Raw genomic sequence first — 16,808 nt, forward strand, 5'->3', positions numbered from 1 at the left:
CATCCCTGCAAAGGGATTGAAACCACTGCGCCCGCTTCCACCCCAGCTGCTGCAGCAGATCGAAACGACCACCATCCCTGCAAAGGGATTGAAACAGGCTGAAAAGAATCGAGGATGGGATGCGGGTGCCATCGAAACGACCACCATCCCTGCAAAGGGATTGAAACATGAGCACTGCGCCGACGTTGTTGCTGGAAGGAACAAGATCGAAACGACCACCATCCCTGCAAAGGGATTGAAACACTGCTTATCGCCTGCGGAGCGCGTCTCTTGGGCATCGAAACGACCACCATCCCTGCAAAGGGATTGAAACAGAAGCTGGTTTGCCGATTGGGATATTTCGGGAACATCGAAACGACCACCATCCCTGCAAAGGGATTGAAACTAAAAGTTTGATCGCGCTTCCGGTGGAGTAGCGCCATATCGAAACGACCACCATCCCTGCAAAGGGATTGAAACTGAAGTTATCACAAAATCTGGGTTTAACACCGCTGATCGAAACGACCACCATCCCTGCAAAGGGATTGAAACTGGGTAGTAGCGGTTTGGCGGGTGGCGAAATTGTAATCGAAACGACCACCATCCCTGCAAAGGGATTGAAACTCGGAAGCGATTATCTTCGAGACTTTAGCGGAAGCTTCCGAAGATCGAAACGACCACCATCCCTGCAAAGGGATTGAAACTTGATGAGATGCCAGCCTACCGCCGTAAATCGAATCGAAACGACCACCATCCCTGCAAAGGGATTGAAACCGTGCCCAACGGCACCGGGGATATGGACTGGATAGAATCGAAACGACCACCATCCCTGCAAAGGGATTGAAACTAGGAGGCGTCGCGCTTTCCTATTTGCACAATATCAAATCGAAACGACCACCATCCCTGCAAAGGGATTGAAACATTTTCGACGCAATTGATCATTCGTTTTCCAATAGATCGAAACGACCACCATCCCTGCAAAGGGATTGAAACGCCCTACCCTTTCACAATTGGCGACACTTTCGACATCGAAACGACCACCATCCCTGCAAAGGGATTGAAACCTAAGCACTGCCCGTGCAGGCCGGGGGCAGGATCATCGAAACGACCACCATCCCTGCAAAGGGATTGAAACAGGTAGAGAACTCAAGATCTCCTCGAAGGCGAACGATCGAAACGACCACCATCCCTGCAAAGGGATTGAAACAGACGCACATCCTCAGCAGAAGGATCAGTGATGCCGCATCGAAACGACCACCATCCCTGCAAAGGGATTGGCTACGCTTTCCACCGGACGTGCCAGCTTTCATAATCCGATGGACTCAGACGGTAACGGGTGATGTTGCCCAAGTGCAGGCTTTCCAGCTCATCGAGGATTGTCTCTACCAGTCGGTCTCGTTCGTCGGCTTCGAATGGCGCGCTTGCGAACTGCAGGGTGAATTGCTCCGCTGCTTCGCGATCCAGCTTTTCTCTGACAACGTGCCTCACAGCTTCGGACACTTGCTGACGGTAGCGCATCCGAAAACGATCGGGTTCACCTAGAGAATGGCGCACGGCCAGATAGCGAGCACAGGAGCGCTCGTATGCCCAGACGAAGACATCCCGCATCAGCTCGATCCGGTTCAATTCATAAATGCCGAGAATGCCCTCGATATAGCTCTGCTCTGGCACTTCTGTAAAAGAGAGGGGACAGAGGTTGCCCTTGATGAGGGGAATGTTTGCCGCCAGTCGCGATACGCGCTTGTTGACATCCTCGAAGGGCTGCAGGTAGGGCAGATGGACCATGACAAAAAAAGCCTGCTCGAACGGGTCTGAGATTACCCGTGCAGTCTGCAGGATCTGCTCAAAACATTCCTCGATCAATTGAGGAATTGCGAGCGGTTCGTAAACCGTACCACTAATACCCACCGGAATCCTGCGCAACCGCCCGCCTGCCGCCTGATCGCCCAGTAAATTGTTCGCAAGCTGAGCGTGCAGGTTTCGGATCGTATAGGAATTGAAATCTACTTCTTCTGCGTTATCTACCAAAAGCTCGATCGCGTCCTTGTGGTTGAGGATCATCTGGGTCTCCTGGGCCGCCTTTCCTTCGGCGACAAGTCCCTCCTCAAGCAGGCGTTCGGTGTCCAGCCGCGAGTAGGTGTTGCCCTCCAGGCGGCTCGAGTTCCAGGAAAGATCGATGAGTAAGCGATTGAGAATGTGGCGGGCGTAAGTACCGACTGGCCGGTCAGCATCAGGGGATTTGCCCAGTTTGTGCAATTGCCGCCGCAATGCCACAGATAAATAAGCAGTTTCGTTCGGGCGGTACGCGTCTAGAAACTTGCGGTTGTAACCGACCGGCCTGCGTTCGATCAGTGGCCTGCGCACCAGCGCCCGTATCTGCTCTGCCTCCGGCGAGACCGGCACCTGTACCTCTACTTCGAGGCGACTCGCCGGTTGCAGCTCACTTGCGAAGTACTTTGTCGCCCGAGCGCGGCCCTCGCGCCGCAGGCGGCCCTTTGTCGTCAGTTCAGAGAGACGACGATTGAGAGTACGTTCACTCCAATTCAAATTTGTTAGTGCCACTTTTTGCCGTAGTGTGTCTACTCCGATCCCATCTGTGTGGGCGCGGATAATATTCATCAACTGCTCTATTTCGTCTGACACGACCCGTTTTGGCACGAATCCATCCCAAGCTGGCACGATACAAGACTATTGTGCCAAATAAAGTGGCGCGATTCGCGATTATCGCGCCAAATAAAGTGGCACGAAACGTTCAAAAGGTTCAAAAACAGGCCACCACTACTTTTTCGCCTCTCCCCTTTGCTCTAGATCCAGAATCGGGAGCGCACCGCTGCCGGTGACGCTGGGGAGGATGCCGTTCCACTTTTCGATCTGCTGGGAGCGCAGCAGCTCAGGCGTGAGACTGCGGGAGAGGAGGCTATTGGCGTCGGCCTGCGCCTTTGCCCGGATGAGAATCGCTGCCGCCTTGCCCTGGGCCTCGACTTTTGCCTGTTCTGCCTGAATTTCGGTCTGCTGGAGGGTGTAGCGCTGCTTTTCGGCCTGTTGCTGGGCTTCGATCTTCTGGTTGAGTGCCTGCTGGAGCACCGCCGGTAGATGCACTTCGCGGATGGCAAACGAGACGAGGACCAGGTGGCGCTTCTGGAATTCCTCGCTCAGCCTCGCTGCAATCTTCTGAATGATCTCTGAGCGCCGGCTGCTGGTGATTTCTTCCCAGCCGTAGCGCGCTGCGATCTGGGGCACTTCGGAGCGGGTGTACTGGCGCACCACCCGGTCTTCGATCGTCTCGATCGAGGCTCCTCCCCACTCCTCGTAGAGGCGGGCCGCCTCCGACTTGTTGACCTGGTACTGAATCACGGCGTCCAGGTTCAACTGCTGGCCTTCGTTGCTCTGGATTTTGATCGAATCGTCCCCGGCCACCTGCCCTTCGCTCGACTTTTGGACCATCGAGTAGGTCTGAATCGTGACCGGGTACTGCTGGATCGATTCTGTGAGAGGATTGATAAATACCCAGCCCGGCTCCAGAAGACCGACCCGGACATCGTGGGTGATTTTATCGAAGACGATGCCGACGTAACCCGGCTGCACCGTCGTCCAGGTATTCAAAACCAGCAAGACGGCGATCACAACACCGGCAACGATCGGCACGATCGGCTGGATCGCCAACTTTTCACCTTTAAGAAACTGCATGAATAGCTCCTTGGACGGGGTAGGAGTCCCTCCGAGCTATCGCTGCGACCTGCCGCGAACGACCATCAGCCAGTGTGCCGGAGGGGCAAAACACGGCTGGCGGTTGTCTCCTTGCGGCTACAGTGCGCCCAACGTGGTCTCAAGCTTTTTAGCGGATCCTGCGCTCGAAGCTGCTTCGTTCGCCAGATCCAGCAGGTGCTCCGAGACTACCATCGATTCTGCTTCTTGTGTACTTCTAGAAGTGTCCCCCGCCTCCCTGTACCCCACCTGGCTCCTCTGAAGCTGTCTGGAAGGAGATAGAGTTGAGTAGCGTCCAGCAGGACCAACAGCGGCTTTCAGGCGATTTGACCCTTACTCCTGGTGGGAGAAGAGGCCGGGGGACGAGGGGATGAGGATTCTCAAGCAGCAACTTTCAGCAGCTACCGTCAAAATTGCCTTCAAGGCCGGGGTTGCGGCGCTGCTGGCCTACCTCGGTGCCCAGGGGTTGGGGCTGCGCAGTCCACTGTGGGCGACGATCTCGGCGGTGATCGTCATGCAGGCCAATCTGGGCAGTTCCTTCGGTGCAAGCTGGCAGCGGCTGGTGGGCACGGCGGTCGGCGTCCTCGTCGGCATCGTGCTGGTCAGTCTGGGCGGTCACAATATCCTGCTTCTGGGGGCAGGAACGACGCTGACGGTGCTGCTCTGTGCTGTGCTCGGCGTCTACGAGAGCTTCCGCATTGCGACGGTCACCTTCGTCCTGGTTGCGCTGCTGGGCGGCACAGAGCCCTGGTCCTTCGGCCTGCACCGCTTTCTCGATGTCGCCTTCGGCCTGCTGGTCGCCCTGGGGGTGACCGTTGGTCTGTGGCCACCTAGAGCGCGGCGGGACCTGCGCCACACCCTGGCCGCACTGCTGGAGGCCGATGCCCGACTCTACCAGCGACTGGTCGAGAACTATCTAAGCGCCAGCAACGACTCCGGGTCAGTTCTGGAGGCACGCGGTGCGATCAAAGCGTCCCTGGCTACGGCCCGGACCCTGGTAGGCGACATTGGCCGCGAGCCCCCGGCGGCGGAAGATCCGGCGCTGACCTCGCTGCTGGTGGTCGTCGAGCGCCTGCAAGAAGATCTGTTCACCCTCGATCGCGGCATCGCCGACAGTACCGGCGACGGTTTGCAAAATCACCTGCGCACCGAGTTAGAAAACCTGGCCCAGATCACAGTTACCACCTTTACGACCCTAGCTGCGGCCCTGCGCGAGCCGCAGGCGGTGGCCCATCCGGCGCAACTTTCCCAGGCCGTGCAGGCGGTGGACGAGCGATTCGGCGAACTGCGCCGGGCGCGGGTGCCGAGCCAGTACAGCGCAGATGAACTGCTGCGCTTTACCTCTTTTTTGTTCAGCGTCCAGCAGGTAGCGCTTGAACTGGACAATCTGGCCGCTGAGATCACTGGTCTGACAAGCGCAGGCCAACCCGGAGGCTGGCCTGCGCGCCTGTTGCGCCCGTATCGCTCCGCCGGTGTTCCCCTGAGAAGCGGAAGAACCCATGAGAACTAGCCTATAGATTCTTCCCGGACCGAACACACTCTATAATCCTCACTACCCATACACCTCCACCTGCCATGCGCGCTGTCCTGCTGCGGTTGCTCGTCGTTGTCCACTTTTTCATCCTGTCCTTCCAGGCAGCCCAGGCCGAGACTGGAAGCTATCTCATCAAACCAGCAGCAGTGTTCGATGGCGTGAGCGAGGTGCTCCATCCAGGCTGGGTGGTGCTCGTCGAGGGCAACCGGATTGCCGCCGCCGGTCCCGAGCAGAGCGTCCGTCCCCCCGCCTCCACCCGGACAATCGTCCTGGCCGGCACCACCCTCCTGCCGGGGCTCATCGACCTGCACTCGCACCTGTTCCTGCACCCCTACAACGAAGCTCTCTGGGTCGATCAGGTGCTCAAAGAACCTCCGGCGCTGCGGGTGGCCCGTGCCACCGTCCACGCCCGCGCTACGCTCATGGCCGGTTTTACGACCCTGCGGGATCTGGGAACCGAGGGAGCGGGCTACGCCGATGTCGGCCTCAAGCAGGCGATCGAACAGGGGATCATTCCAGGCCCACAGCTGGTGGTCGTCACCCGCGCCATCGTCGCCACCGGCGCTTACGAGCCAAAAGGTTTCAGCCCTGACTTCGCCGTTCCCCAGGGAGCCCAGGAAGCAGATGGAGCGAGCCTCCCCCGTGTCGTCCGCGAGCAGATCGGCAAAGGAGCCGACTGGATCAAAGTCTACGCCGACTACCGCTGGGGGCCGAATGGCCGCACCGAGCCGACCTTCTCGGTGGACGAATTGAAGCTGATCGTCCAGACGGCGGCGAGCAGCGGCAGGTCCACCGCCGCCCACGCCACCTCCGCCGCTGGAATGCAAAGGGCGAGCGAGGCCGGTTTCACGACGATCGAGCACGGCGACGAGGGCACCGCCGCTGTCTTCGATCAGATGGCCCGCCAGAAAATTGCCCTCTGCCCGACCCTGGCCGCCTCCGAAGCGGTCGAGCGCTACCGGGGCTACCGGCCTGGCACCGATGCGGAGCCGGAAGCGCTGGTCCGCAAGCGGGCTAGCTTCCAGGCCGCTCTCAAAGCGGGGGTGACGATCTGCAACGGCAGCGACGTGGGCGTGTTCAGCCACGGCGACAATGCCCGCGAACTGGAATTGATGGTCGCCTACGGGATGACACCGGCCCAGGCACTGCTTTCTGCAACATCGGTCAATGCCAGGCTATTGAATCAGTCCGCCCAGATCGGCGCAATAAAAGCGGGCTTGCTCGCGGATCTGGTCGCCGTTCAAGGCGATCCGACCCGCGACATCGGTGCCCTGCGCAGGGTGGTCTTCGTGATGAAAAACGGTCAAATCTACCGCAGCCCAGCGGCGGGCGATCGCGAATAAAAAGCTATCCAGGATCAAGTTACGGCGAGCGATTCAGCCCACCGGCGTTCTCAATCCCAGACACTCGCGCACCAGATCGGCGGTGCGGCTCGCCGCATCGGGCACTGCCAGAGCACGGGCCGAACGGGCCATCCGGGGCAGGATGTCAGCGTCGGCAAACAGGGCAGCGACGGTGCGATCTAACAGGGGCCCGTTCAAGGTGGCCTGCGGCAGGTGCAGGGCCGCTCCGGAGCGCACCAGCACCTCGGCGTTGATGCGCTGGTGATCTTCGGCGGCATAGGGAAAAGGAATGAGCACCGCCGGGGTACCGCTCACCAGCAGTTCGCTCAAAGTCGCCGCCCCGGCGCGGCTGATGGCCAGATCCGCCCGCGCCAATAGCGGTGCCATCTTCTCCCAGAAGGGATACAGGTGGTAGGCCGGATGCACCGGAGCCCGGCTGCGCACCGCCTCAAATTCGCCCGCGCCGCTTACATGCACGATCTGCCAGCCGCGCGCGAGCCAGCCGGGGGCGCACTCGACGACCAGCTGGTTGATTGCCCGAGCGCCCTGAGAACCCCCCAGCACGACGATGAGCGGCGCTTCTGGCGGGACGTCGATCTCAAGAAGCGGATTGGGCGAGCGCAAAAACTCCTCGCGCACCGGCGTACCCACCCAGCGGCTGCGGATCCCCGGAATGTACTCGGCGGCCTCGGCAAAACCGAGGCCCAGACAGGCCATCCAGCGCGCCAGGGTGCGGGTGACTTTGCCCGGCAGTGCGTTCGACTCGTGACCGACCGCCGGTAATCCCAGGGCGCGGGCCGCCAGCACCGCCGGGGCCGCGATATAGCCGCCGGTAGTGAACACACCCGAGAAGCCCTCGGCCTTGAGCAGGCGGCGGGCAAAGCGATAGGCTCCCAGAAGCTGGGAGGCCGCCGAAAGCCACTGTGGACCGGGACGGCGGTTGAGTCCCTGCAGTCTGACGGTGTGGAGGCGGTAGCGCTCGGGAACCAGCTTCGTCTCCAGGCGGTCGGGAACACCCAACCAGGCAATCTCAAACTCGCCGGACAGTTGCGCTGCCACCGCCAGCGCCGGAAAGATGTGACCGCCGGTGCCGCTCGCGGCAATCAGCAAGCGCGGTTTGTTCATCGTCAACGCACAGAGCAGAGCATCGGGCGGCGCTGTTAACTCCCTTCCTTAATGTGCCAAGAAATTGCTCACTGCCTGAGATATCCTGGGATACTCTAGTGGGTACCTTTGATCCCCGCGTATGTCAACCTCACCTCTCCCTAAAATTCCGGCTGAGCCGGGGCAATCTCCGCCCTCGCTGACATTGATGGAACTGGCCAGCCAGCTCAGCCGGGAGCAGCGCAAGATTCAAGATCTGCTCAGCTCCCTCGGTTTTGCCCTGCGCAGCCTGAGCAATCTCAATCAGCTGCTGGAGTTGATTCCGTTGATGGCCGCACGGGTCACCGACGCCGAGGCGGGGGCGGTGGTGCTTTTTGCCGAGGACAACCAGCTGGGGCTGGTCAAACTTTACTGCCCGGATGCAAACTGGCAGCCGTCGCTGGAGGCACTGCTTGAGCCGCTGCGCGAACTGCACGCCGATCAGGCGGCGGCGATCGAGGCAAAGCTGGCGAGCGATCCGTGGGTAGTGGCCCAAAATACTTCGATCCTGGTTAAAAGTGCGCTGCGCGGGCGGCTGTACGTCTTCTCCCGCGTCGCCAACTACCACTGGACGGAGGGCAGACAAAAACTTTTGCGCCTGGTGGCCGATCAGACCGCTGTCGCCGTCGAGAACGACACCCTCAACAAGGAGCTGCAGCGCAAAGAAAAGCTCGACCGCGAACTGGAGATCGGTTCTGAAATTCAGGCGCAACTTTTACCCCGCAGCTGCCCCCGCATCGAAGGCATTCGCCTTGCGGCCCGCTGTCTTTCAGCGGACAAAGTTGGCGGCGACTACTACGACTTCATTCCGATCATCCACACCAACCGCTGGGGGATCGTAATCGGCGATGTGATGGGCAAGGGCGTACCCGCAGGGCTGCTGATGACGATGACGCGGGGCATGTTGCGCGCCGAGGTGCTGCGCAAAGATCCGCCCGCCCTCATCCTCGAACACCTTAACCACGTCATGTACGCCGATCTCGAAAATTCCAACCGCTTCGTGACGCTCTTTTATTCGGAGTACGATCCGACCACCCGCACGCTCCACTACAGCAACGCCGCCCACAACCCGCCTCTTTACTGGAGCGCCCACACCCAGGAAGTACACCTGCTGGACACCCAGGGCATGTTGATTGGCCTTGAGCCGGGCAGCCTCTACCAGCAGCAAAGCCAGCAGCTCAATGCCGGCGATGTGGTCATCTACTATACCGACGGCTTTACCGACGCCGCCGACCGCGACAGCCACCGCTTCGGCGAGCAGGGACTCAACCAGGCCGTGCGCTGGGCTGTCACCCACTGCGAGTCGCCCGAACAGATCCTTGAGTACCTCTTTGAGCAATTGCGCCAGTTCTGCCCGAATGGCCACTGCGGCGACGACATGACGCTCATCGTGCTCAAAGCCGAATAAGCGGTTCTCTTTTCGCTGGGGGCGGAACAGGGTAGGCTATCGAAGACCTCTGCCCGAAGATGTACCTATGCAGTTAAATGGCCTGGATTGGGCGATTATCGGCATTTACGTGGCGATGTTGCTCTCGATCGGCTGGTCGCTGCGCAAGTTCGCCCAGCAGGGCCTTGAAAATTACTTTTTAGGCGGGCGCAACCTGCCGGGCTGGCTCAACGGTCTTTCGTATGCCAGCACCTGCCTGAACGCCGATGTGGCCCCCTTTTACTGCGGGCTCGCCGTCGCCACCGGCCTCTACGCCGGCTGGTTCTATATCGCCCGCTTTGGTTGGGCGCTTTTAATCGGCGGCGTGCTCTTTGCGGTCTTCTGGCGGCGGCTGAAGATCTTTACGGCCCCCGAATTTTACGAATTGCGCTTTCAGGGCTGGGGAGCGAGCTGGATGCGGGGCTGGATCGCCTTTCGCTCGGCGTTTATCGCGATCGTCGCCTGGACGGGGGCAGGACTTCTGGGGATGACCAAGGTGATTACGCCCATCTTCGGCATCGGCAGAGTCGAGACGATGCTCGCCGTCGTTCCGGTCATCCTCGTCTACCTCTACTTCAGCGGTTACCTGGGGGTGGTGATCACAGACGCCATCCAGTCGCTGTTTATCCTGCTCGGGAGCACGGCACTGCTCATCGCCGTGCTCGTCGATTTTGGCGGTCCCACCGGCCTCGGCAGCGCCATTGCCCAGCACTTTCCCCAGGCGATGAGCAGCCTGCCGCCTGCGCACGACAAGTTCGTGTCGCTGTTTGCTGTCGTCGCCTTTACCTTTGGCACATCGGTGGGCTACGGCGGCGACGCCTGCCCCCTCGGGGGAGCGATGGAAGGCCAGCGCATCCTCTCCAGCCGCGATGGCCGCGAGGCGTCGCGGATGTATCTGTGGACGGAGCTGGCCCTGTTTTTGTTTTTGCTGACGCTGACGCTGCCCGCCCTGGGCGCGATGGTGATCTGGCCGGGGCTGCGCGACGGCTCGATCGATCAGGAACTCGCCTACGGGATGCTCATCCACAAGTACATTCCAAGCGGGCTGTTGGGCCTGGTGCTCGTCTCGGTGGTCGCCTCGCTGATGTCTACGGTCAGCTCCAACCTCAACTTCGGTGCCCAGGTGGCGATCAACGACATCTACCGCCGCTACCTGCGCCCCGATAAAAGCGAAGCGCACTACCTCAAGATGGGCAAACTCGTCTCGCTATTGATCCTGGTGCTTTCTTTCAGCGTCGTCTTCGGTGTCAATCAGCTCCTCGACATCGCCGTCTTCATGATCGGTCTGAGCGCGGCTGAATTGCCCGCCAACTGGGCCCAGTGGTGGTGGTGGCGCTTTAACACCAGAGCCCGCCTTGCCGCCTCGATCGGGGGGCCAGTGATCTATCTATTGGTGCGCTACGTGCTTTTGCCCCAGCAGGATTTTGCAGTCTGGATTCTGGCGGCGATGGCCCTCACCACCGCCCTCTGGGTGAGTGTCGCTCTACTTACCCCGCCCGACGACGAGGCGATCCTCGAACGCTTCTATGCCCGCGCCCAGCCGCTGGGATGGTGGGGACCGATCGCTCGCCGCCTTAGAACTGTCAGCACCAGTGCGGGCGAGCAGCCCCAGGTGCTCATCCAGGAAGAATAGCCCCCTATCGGCACTTTGCACCGATGAGCAGCGAGGACCGGTGTCGAACTGGTCCTGCTGGGAGTCGAGGGCCCGAGCGGCGGCTACTTCCACCTGGACAAACCCCTGCCCTGGTAGCGAGTACGTCCTGATACTCACCTGGTAGAGATCCAGACATAGCCGGGTGTGGTCATGTCAATCGCTTTTGTGTATCCCTGACCACTTGCGCGTCTTTCCAATCTTTGTTAAGAATGGAGTATGTTTGGAGCAATCTAAACACAGAGTTAAAATATGTGGTTCTGGATTGGCGATGAACACTCGAGTGCATTTCGCTGAACGCCTCCGCTCCGCACGCGAATTTGCGCGCATGAGTCAAACAGAGGCTGCTGCAGCTATCGGTCTTACTTCAGCTGCCCTGAGCCAATACGAAGCTGGCAAGCGGCGCGTGGACGCCCTGATCCTTGAGCAACTGGCACGCCTGTACGCTGTGCCTGTCGGTTATTTTTTTGGTCAGGCGGTCTCTACGCCAGATTGGGAGACCGCTCTGCGCGATTTATCAAAGACGCTTTCTCCCGCTGGCAGGACTGGTATTGCCAGACTGATCGAAAAGATTCGCTTACTACTGGAGCTTCTTCGCCTTACCGGAGCGCCACGGCCCAAGCCCCCGCACCATCCTTTCGATGCCTTGGCAGAAAAAGAAATTGCTCAAAAACAGATAGCTGTTTTCGCTGAACGCGTCCGTCGTCACTACGATCTAGGCGTCGCACCGATCCTCAATATTCGTGCGTGGCTGGAGGCCGAAGGTTATCAGGTGTTTGCTCTATCTCTCGGCCAAGACCCGGACGATCTATCGGGTTTCTTTTTCTGGCACCCTGAACTGGGTCCGGTCGTCGTCGTCAACGCCGATCAGTCCTACTCGCGCTGGCCCTTCACGCTTGCCCACGAGCTGGCCCACAGCCTGTTCCATTATGACCGGCCCGCTGTGCTCTGCCGACAGGTCGATCAACGACCGCTCGAACGGTTCGCAGATCAATTCGCTTCGAGCTTTCTTGTACCCCAAGAGGCATTGTTGATACGCCTCCAGGCTCTTAACACTGCACACATCGACACCCCAGAACAGATAGTCCACTTGTCTCGCTATTTCGGGGTGAGCTACAAAGCAATGCTGCGTTGCCTTGAGCAGGGAGATTATCTAGGGCGAGCACCTGCGGCCCTCAGCGATGGAGTCAAGCCGATTGTGCTTGCCCGAGCCCTGGGTTATGGGCCGACAAAACTAGAATTTGGAACCAGACCGATACCCATCGAAGAGACTCTGCCCCGCCTGTTCATCGAGCTTGCCTACAGAGCCGTCCGTGAGGAGAAACTCTCCCTGCGCGGGGCAGCCGACAGGCTGGGTATCAGCGATATCGAGTTAGAAGAGCGATTGTTCTTGGAGGATGCGCAGTCGCCAGAAGAAGGATGCGCAGAGATGGTATGATCCCTTTGCAGATTTTATAAAGCATTTTCCTTTTGTTGCCGCATCGACGCGCAATCCTAGATACCGTTGTTCTAAGGGTGATGTCCTTTGCGCACCACCAGGGGATTGCCATACTCTTGACAGCTCTAGGCGTTGAGCGAGCCTGTTTTCCAGCCGAGGTCTACAACTGCGACGAAGATACCCGGCCTCTGGAAGCTCAAGATGAAGATCTCAGTGAGTTCGCTCGTGGAATACGGTTTGCGAAAAGAAAGGCGAAAGAGGAGCCACCGGGCAGGGAACTTCAGTACAGCACATGGCTACGAAATTTTGAACAGCTTCAGCCCTTGATGGATGCGGGCACTTTGTTTATAGAACCTCTGTTACTCAAAGAGTTGCCGAGAAGACAACAATTCATCGAGGATTACGGGCTCGGACGAGGTGAATCCGCCTGTCTTGTACTCGCCGAGCGATACCGGCAGCTTCCAGGCATATTTCTTTCTTCAGATGAGGCTGCAAGTAAAGTCGCAGCAAAAATTAGCCTTCTCCATCTTTCACTCGTCGATGTTCTCCTTGGTTGGGCTCGGACTACACGGCCTGACGTTGAATTGATGGAAGAGTTGGTTGCCGGTATGCAGGCTGCCAGATTTGGCTTGAAAGCGGATATTATCCAGCGGTTGAGGTCACTTTCAAGTGAACTATAAATAATTGGGAACGTCAGGCTGCCTAGCAGCTCGCGTAGCTTCAATGGAGGCCACAAGCTTCCGTAAGCTGGCTCACGCCTGTTCCGAGGTTTTGTAGCAAAAGCTACAACACGGTTGTCGTGTCCAATACAATAAAGAGATTCCCTGCTCTGGTCGTTGCCCTTGGATATTGCCCTGTCGGAGATTATCTTTCGTCTCGGAGCGGCTGTGCTTGCCGGTAGCGCGATTGGGCTGAACCGCAACCTGCGGGGCAAGTCCGCCGGGTTGCGCACCCACGCGCTGGTCTGTCTGGGGTCGGCTTTGATCACCCTGGCGGGGATCGAGTTGAGCGGCGCGGATACTGGCGCTGTGCTGCGCGTGGTGCAGGGGGTGATTACGGGCATCGGTTTTTTAGGAGCGGGGGTGATCCTGCGCTCGCAGAAGGCGAAGCGGGTTCTGGGCCTCACCACCGCCGCTACGATCTGGCTTGCTGCCTGTTTTGGGATCGCCTGCGGGGCAGGCGAGTGGACGCTCGTACTGGTGGCGCTGGTGCTGACGTTGGTGGTGCTGGTGCTGGGCGGTCCCTTCGAGCGGCTCATCGACGGGGTGATCTTGCGCGTAACCGGCCAGAAAGTCGTGCGCACCGACACCCAGCCTGCGGGTACACAGCCATCGACAGACACCGCTGACGTGCAAAGCCGCTGAGACACCTTAGCGGATGTCTCTGGTCGCAGCCGTGCCGGGCGGATCGTAGATGGGCATCGGTTTATCCAGCAGGTACCTGTCGAACCAGCCGACGATGTGCTGCAGCCGCTCGATGCGGTGGGAGGGCTTGCCCGAGCGCGACAGTTCGTGGGTCTCACCCGGAAAGCGCACCATCACCGTTGGCCGCTTGAGATATTTGAGGGCGCGAAACAGTTGTTCGCCCCCGGCGGCGGGCGGGGTGCGCAGGTCCGACTCACCTTCGATGAGCATCAGCGGCGTTTTGATATTTTCGACAAACGAGATCGGGGAGCGGGCCTTGAAGTCGGCCTCCTCCTGCCAGGGGGCACCCCGAAACCAGAAGGGCGTAAAGAGCGTGAAGTCGGCAGTGTACCAGAAGTCGCGCCAGTCGGAGATCGAGCGCTGGGAGACGGCGGCTTTGAAGCGGTCGGTGTGGCCGACGATCCAGTTGGTGAGGATACCACCGCCGCTGCCGCCGGTGACCCCCAATCGGTCCGGATCGATATAGCCGCGAGCGATCAACAGATCGACGCCTGCGAGCAGGTCCTTGGCGTCGTCGCCTGGATAGTGGTACTGGATGATGTTGCCAAAATCCTGGCCGTAGCTCGTGCTGCCGCGCGGGTTGGGATAGAGCACGACGTAGCCTCTGGCGGCCATCCACTGCATTTCGTGGAAGAAGGTGGTGCCGTAGGCGGCGTGGGGACCGCCGTGGATATTGAGGATGAGCGGATATTTTTTGCTCGGGTCAAAGCCCGGCGGTTTTTGCACCCACGCCTGGATCGGCTTGCCGTCGAAGCTGGTGTAGGTGATCTCCTCCGGTTCGCCCAGGTCGAGCTGGCTGAACAGTTCCTGGTTGAGCCGGGTGAGGGGCTTTGGCTTGCTGCCATTCGTGATCCAGAACAGATCGCCGATACTGGCAGGCGTCGAGAGGGTGAGGGCAATCTTGCTGCCGTCCGGGGTGGCCGAATAGCTCAGCACCTCCTGGTTGCCGGTGGTCAGCTCCGAGATTTTACCGGTGGCCACATCGAAGCGCTTGAGGTTCGCCCGGCCCCGCTCGACGCTCACGAGCACAATCTCCCGGCCATCGCCGCTCCAGATGGGATCTGTTGCACCGCCGCCGCGCGGTGGGTGCTGGTCGGCGGTGAGGCCATCCCCAATGTCGTAGTCGTAGTCGGCGGTGAGATTTCTGGCGGTTGCGTTTGCTTCGAGACTGGCAACGAACAGGTCCGGCTGGTTGTAGGAGCGCGTCGGTCGGGCGTTGAGAAAGCCCACGAAGGCGATGCGCCGACCGTCGGGGCTGATCGCAAAGTCGCCTATGGGCCCATCGATGTCGGCGACCCGCTGGATCGGGCCGCCCGCAGCGCTCACGGCGTAGACATCCTGATTGGGAGGCTGGTAGTACGATTCGTAGGTCCGATCGGAGCTGAAGTAGATCGATCGGCCATCCGGCGACCAGGCCGGATTGTTCTCGGCAAAGTCACCGGCAGTGAGCTGTTTGGGGACAGGCAGACTGCTTTGATCCGATAGCTCAACCGTCCAGAGATGATCGGGACGGTCAAAGTCGATGTAGCCCGCTCCGTTGATCCGGTAGAGCGCCTCCTTCACGACCCGCACGTCGCTTTCTTTGTCGTCCTGGTCCTCTTTTTGGGCTTTCTTCTTTTCGAGATCTTTGGCCGTGGTAGACGAAACAAAGGCAATGTGACGGCCATCGGGCGACCAGGCCGGTTCGCTCACCCCCTTGGGAAGATCGCTCAGGGCTCTCGCTTCGCCCCCCTCAAGGGACAGAAAGTACAGCTGGGGCGGAGCCGGTTTGCTGTCTTTATCCAGCGAGCGCAAAAAAACCAGCGACCGGCCATCGGGGGACCAGCGCGGAGCGGTGTCGCGTGGTCCGTTGCTCAACTGCCGCAGCGCCCCATTGCCAGTAGATACGGCCCACAGAGAGGTCGTGTAGGTGTCCTTCTTCTCATCGACGTTCACCCGCACGAAGACAACCTGGCTGCCGTCCGGCGAGAGGCGCGGATCGGCTATCCAGTTAAATTTGAGCAGGTCCTTCTCGGTGATGGCCCGCCTGGGCGGAGCAGCGAATAGGGGCGGCAGAGCTGATAAAAAGAAGAGCGCGGCGGATAGAGCGAGGGCGGTGCGCCCGAGCAGACGGGTGTTCACGCAGATGGCCTTTTGCAATCAAGATTTTTCAGACCATACCACCTGCGGTGCCTGCCCGTCGCCCGTATTCTGTGCGCCTAGAGATCGCTGGAGAATTTGAACCAGACGGCTGCGTCCCCGGCGGTGCCCGGCAGCGGCAGGCTCCGCGAGAAGCTCAGCTCAAAGCGCGGCCACTGCAGGCCAAATTGCAGGCGTCTGTCGGTGGGTCCGTACTGGTTGAGAGCCCAGACCGTTCCTTCGCCCATCTGGTAGCTGGTGTTGAAGCGCCAGTCCGCAAATCGCACCTGAGCTGCGATCGTAAGGCGCTGGTTGAAGGAACTGGCCTGGGAGAAGTTGCCGGAGCGCTCCAGCTGAGCGCTGAAGCCCAAAGTCGCAGGCCCAAGCGCCCATTCGCCGGACTGCAGCCGCGTGCGGTCGTACCAGTCCGCCGAGTCGAACCGCCGCTGCCAGTCGTAGCTCAACTGACCGTCAAACAGCGGCAACTGCAGATGCGAACCGAAGCGCACCTGGGCATCGGTACCACTCAGGTAGCGCTCGATCTGGGTACTGACAAACACGCCGTCGGTCGGCTGCCATTCAAGGCGCGTACCGGCGCTGCTGCTGGTGCCGTCGAGGGCACTGCGCTCGCGGTTGGTAAAGACGAAACTGAGAGCCGGATCGAGCTGGAAGCGGCCCTCGCCCTGGCGGGTAAAGGCATCCACAGGCACAGAGGGTTTTGCCAAAGACTGGTCAAAGCCGAAGCGCTTGAGCGCGAGGTTGAAGCTGGCGGGTTCCTGAGGGTTGCTGCCGACGCTCAGGCTGCTGGTGAGGCCCAGTTTGAACGCTTCTAGAGGCACGTCCGGGCGCGTATCGATTGCCCCGACGGTGATCGGCGCGTAATAGATAAGCGGTTCCGGCAGCAGTTCCTGGGCGGAGGCAGCGGCGGGCAAAAGCCCGATCAGGGCGAGGGAGGCGAGGAGAGGGGCACGCATCGCTGCATGTCTCATCTGTTCTGGGGAGATCCTAACGAACTCTATCGATCCCCGCATCCAGAAAACCGGGGTT

Annotated in this window: 13 protein-coding genes, 1 pseudogene and 1 CRISPR repeat array (1 of these 15 only partly in view); of the genes and pseudogenes, 9 read left to right on the forward strand and 5 right to left on the reverse strand. The window is 59.9% G+C overall.

Annotated features, from left to right (window positions below):
* Positions 1–1,260: direct repeats of the CRISPR family, unit length 37 nt; unit sequence ATCGAAACGACCACCATCCCTGCAAAGGGATTGAAAC; it begins 2,060 nt to the left of the window's first position.
* Positions 1,261–1,524: 264 nt separating this feature from the next.
* Complete coding sequence (locus GKIL_RS25480) at positions 1,525–1,794, forward strand: hypothetical protein (protein ID WP_223173819.1); 270 nt, start codon at positions 1,525–1,527, stop codon at positions 1,792–1,794.
* Here GKIL_RS25480 and GKIL_RS25910 read toward each other — a convergent pair.
* Positions 1,750–2,040, reverse strand: a pseudogene (locus tag GKIL_RS25910) (Fic family protein); the annotation flags it as partial. The gene GKIL_RS25480 and the pseudogene GKIL_RS25910 sit on opposite strands and share 45 nt — an antisense overlap.
* Between GKIL_RS25910 and GKIL_RS25615 the strand changes: the two are divergent.
* Entirely contained in the window at positions 1,951–2,163 is a 213-nt protein-coding gene (locus GKIL_RS25615) for a hypothetical protein (protein WP_245595921.1), read from the forward strand. The pseudogene GKIL_RS25910 and the gene GKIL_RS25615 overlap by 90 nt on opposite strands.
* A 594-nt stretch (positions 2,164–2,757) precedes the next feature.
* Here the strand turns inward: GKIL_RS25615 and GKIL_RS09575 are convergent.
* Positions 2,758–3,666 carry a prohibitin family protein gene (locus tag GKIL_RS09575; protein ID WP_023173339.1) on the reverse strand — a complete coding sequence of 303 codons (909 nt, stop codon included), beginning with the start codon at positions 3,664–3,666 and terminating at the stop codon, positions 2,758–2,760.
* 388 nt (positions 3,667–4,054) lie between these two features.
* Between GKIL_RS09575 and GKIL_RS09580 the strand changes: the two genes are divergently transcribed.
* Both GKIL_RS09580 and GKIL_RS09585 read left to right on the forward strand, forming a co-directional pair.
* Positions 4,055–5,194 (forward strand): FUSC family protein, encoded by a 1,140-nt coding sequence (locus GKIL_RS09580; RefSeq protein WP_023173340.1) that lies wholly within the window; start codon positions 4,055–4,057, stop codon positions 5,192–5,194.
* Positions 5,195–5,259: 65 nt separating this feature from the next.
* Complete coding sequence (locus GKIL_RS09585; protein ID WP_023173341.1) at positions 5,260–6,561, forward strand: metal-dependent hydrolase family protein; 1,302 nt, start codon at positions 5,260–5,262, stop codon at positions 6,559–6,561.
* Positions 6,562–6,594: 33 nt separating this feature from the next.
* Here GKIL_RS09585 and murG read toward each other — a convergent pair whose 3' ends face one another.
* Positions 6,595–7,686 (reverse strand): undecaprenyldiphospho-muramoylpentapeptide beta-N-acetylglucosaminyltransferase, encoded by a 1,092-nt coding sequence (murG, locus tag GKIL_RS09590; RefSeq protein ID WP_023173342.1) that lies wholly within the window; start codon positions 7,684–7,686, stop codon positions 6,595–6,597.
* 121 nt (positions 7,687–7,807) lie between these two features.
* Between murG and GKIL_RS09595 the strand changes: the two genes are divergently transcribed.
* The 5 genes from GKIL_RS09595 (at position 7,808) to GKIL_RS09615 (ending at position 13,583) form a co-directional block, all read left to right on the forward strand.
* Positions 7,808–9,112 (forward strand): PP2C family protein-serine/threonine phosphatase, encoded by a 1,305-nt coding sequence (locus tag GKIL_RS09595; protein WP_041243855.1) that lies wholly within the window; start codon positions 7,808–7,810, stop codon positions 9,110–9,112.
* Between the two features lie 67 nt (positions 9,113–9,179).
* Positions 9,180–10,763, forward strand: a complete 1,584-nt coding sequence (locus tag GKIL_RS09600) for a sodium:solute symporter family transporter (protein ID WP_023173344.1) — start codon at positions 9,180–9,182, stop codon at positions 10,761–10,763.
* A gap of 289 nt (positions 10,764–11,052) precedes the next feature.
* Complete coding sequence (locus tag GKIL_RS09605; protein ID WP_023173345.1) at positions 11,053–12,219, forward strand: helix-turn-helix domain-containing protein; 1,167 nt, start codon at positions 11,053–11,055, stop codon at positions 12,217–12,219.
* A gap of 80 nt (positions 12,220–12,299) precedes the next feature.
* A complete protein-coding gene (locus GKIL_RS09610; protein ID WP_023173346.1) occupies positions 12,300–12,899 on the forward strand; it encodes a hypothetical protein in 600 nt (199 codons plus the stop codon).
* 162 nt (positions 12,900–13,061) lie between these two features.
* Entirely contained in the window at positions 13,062–13,583 is a 522-nt protein-coding gene (locus GKIL_RS09615; RefSeq protein WP_223173820.1) for an MgtC/SapB family protein, read from the forward strand.
* A 6-nt stretch (positions 13,584–13,589) separates the two neighbouring features.
* Here GKIL_RS09615 and GKIL_RS09620 read toward each other — a convergent pair whose 3' ends face one another.
* On the reverse strand, positions 13,590–15,764 hold the full coding sequence (locus GKIL_RS09620) for a S9 family peptidase (protein ID WP_023173348.1): 2,175 nt from the start codon (positions 15,762–15,764) through the stop codon (positions 13,590–13,592).
* 77 nt (positions 15,765–15,841) lie between these two features.
* Entirely contained in the window at positions 15,842–16,735 is an 894-nt protein-coding gene (locus tag GKIL_RS09625) for a hypothetical protein (protein ID WP_023173349.1), read from the reverse strand.
* Positions 16,736–16,808: the final 73 nt, after the last annotated feature.

The organism is Gloeobacter kilaueensis JS1, assembly GCF_000484535.1.
Taxonomy (GTDB): Bacteria; Cyanobacteriota; Cyanobacteriia; order Gloeobacterales; family Gloeobacteraceae; genus Gloeobacter; species Gloeobacter kilaueensis.

Bases quoted from the DNA above. Each gene is read 5' to 3' on its own strand.
- GKIL_RS25480 (WP_223173819.1), top strand. From the start codon at position 1,525: ATGGCGCACGGCCAGATAGCGAGCACAGGAGCGCTCGTATGCCCAGAC.
- GKIL_RS09605 (WP_023173345.1), top strand. From the start codon at position 11,053: ATGAACACTCGAGTGCATTTCGCTGAACGCCTCCGCTCCGCACGCGAA.
- GKIL_RS09600 (WP_023173344.1), top strand. From the start codon at position 9,180: ATGCAGTTAAATGGCCTGGATTGGGCGATTATCGGCATTTACGTGGCG.
- GKIL_RS09595 (WP_041243855.1), top strand. From the start codon at position 7,808: ATGTCAACCTCACCTCTCCCTAAAATTCCGGCTGAGCCGGGGCAATCT.
- GKIL_RS09610 (WP_023173346.1), top strand. From the start codon at position 12,300: ATGTCCTTTGCGCACCACCAGGGGATTGCCATACTCTTGACAGCTCTA.
- murG (WP_023173342.1), bottom strand. From the start codon at position 7,686: ATGAACAAACCGCGCTTGCTGATTGCCGCGAGCGGCACCGGCGGTCAC.
- GKIL_RS09585 (WP_023173341.1), top strand. From the start codon at position 5,260: ATGCGCGCTGTCCTGCTGCGGTTGCTCGTCGTTGTCCACTTTTTCATC.
- GKIL_RS09625 (WP_023173349.1), bottom strand. From the start codon at position 16,735: ATGCGTGCCCCTCTCCTCGCCTCCCTCGCCCTGATCGGGCTTTTGCCC.
- GKIL_RS09580 (WP_023173340.1), top strand. From the start codon at position 4,055: ATGAGGATTCTCAAGCAGCAACTTTCAGCAGCTACCGTCAAAATTGCC.
- GKIL_RS09575 (WP_023173339.1), bottom strand. From the start codon at position 3,666: ATGCAGTTTCTTAAAGGTGAAAAGTTGGCGATCCAGCCGATCGTGCCG.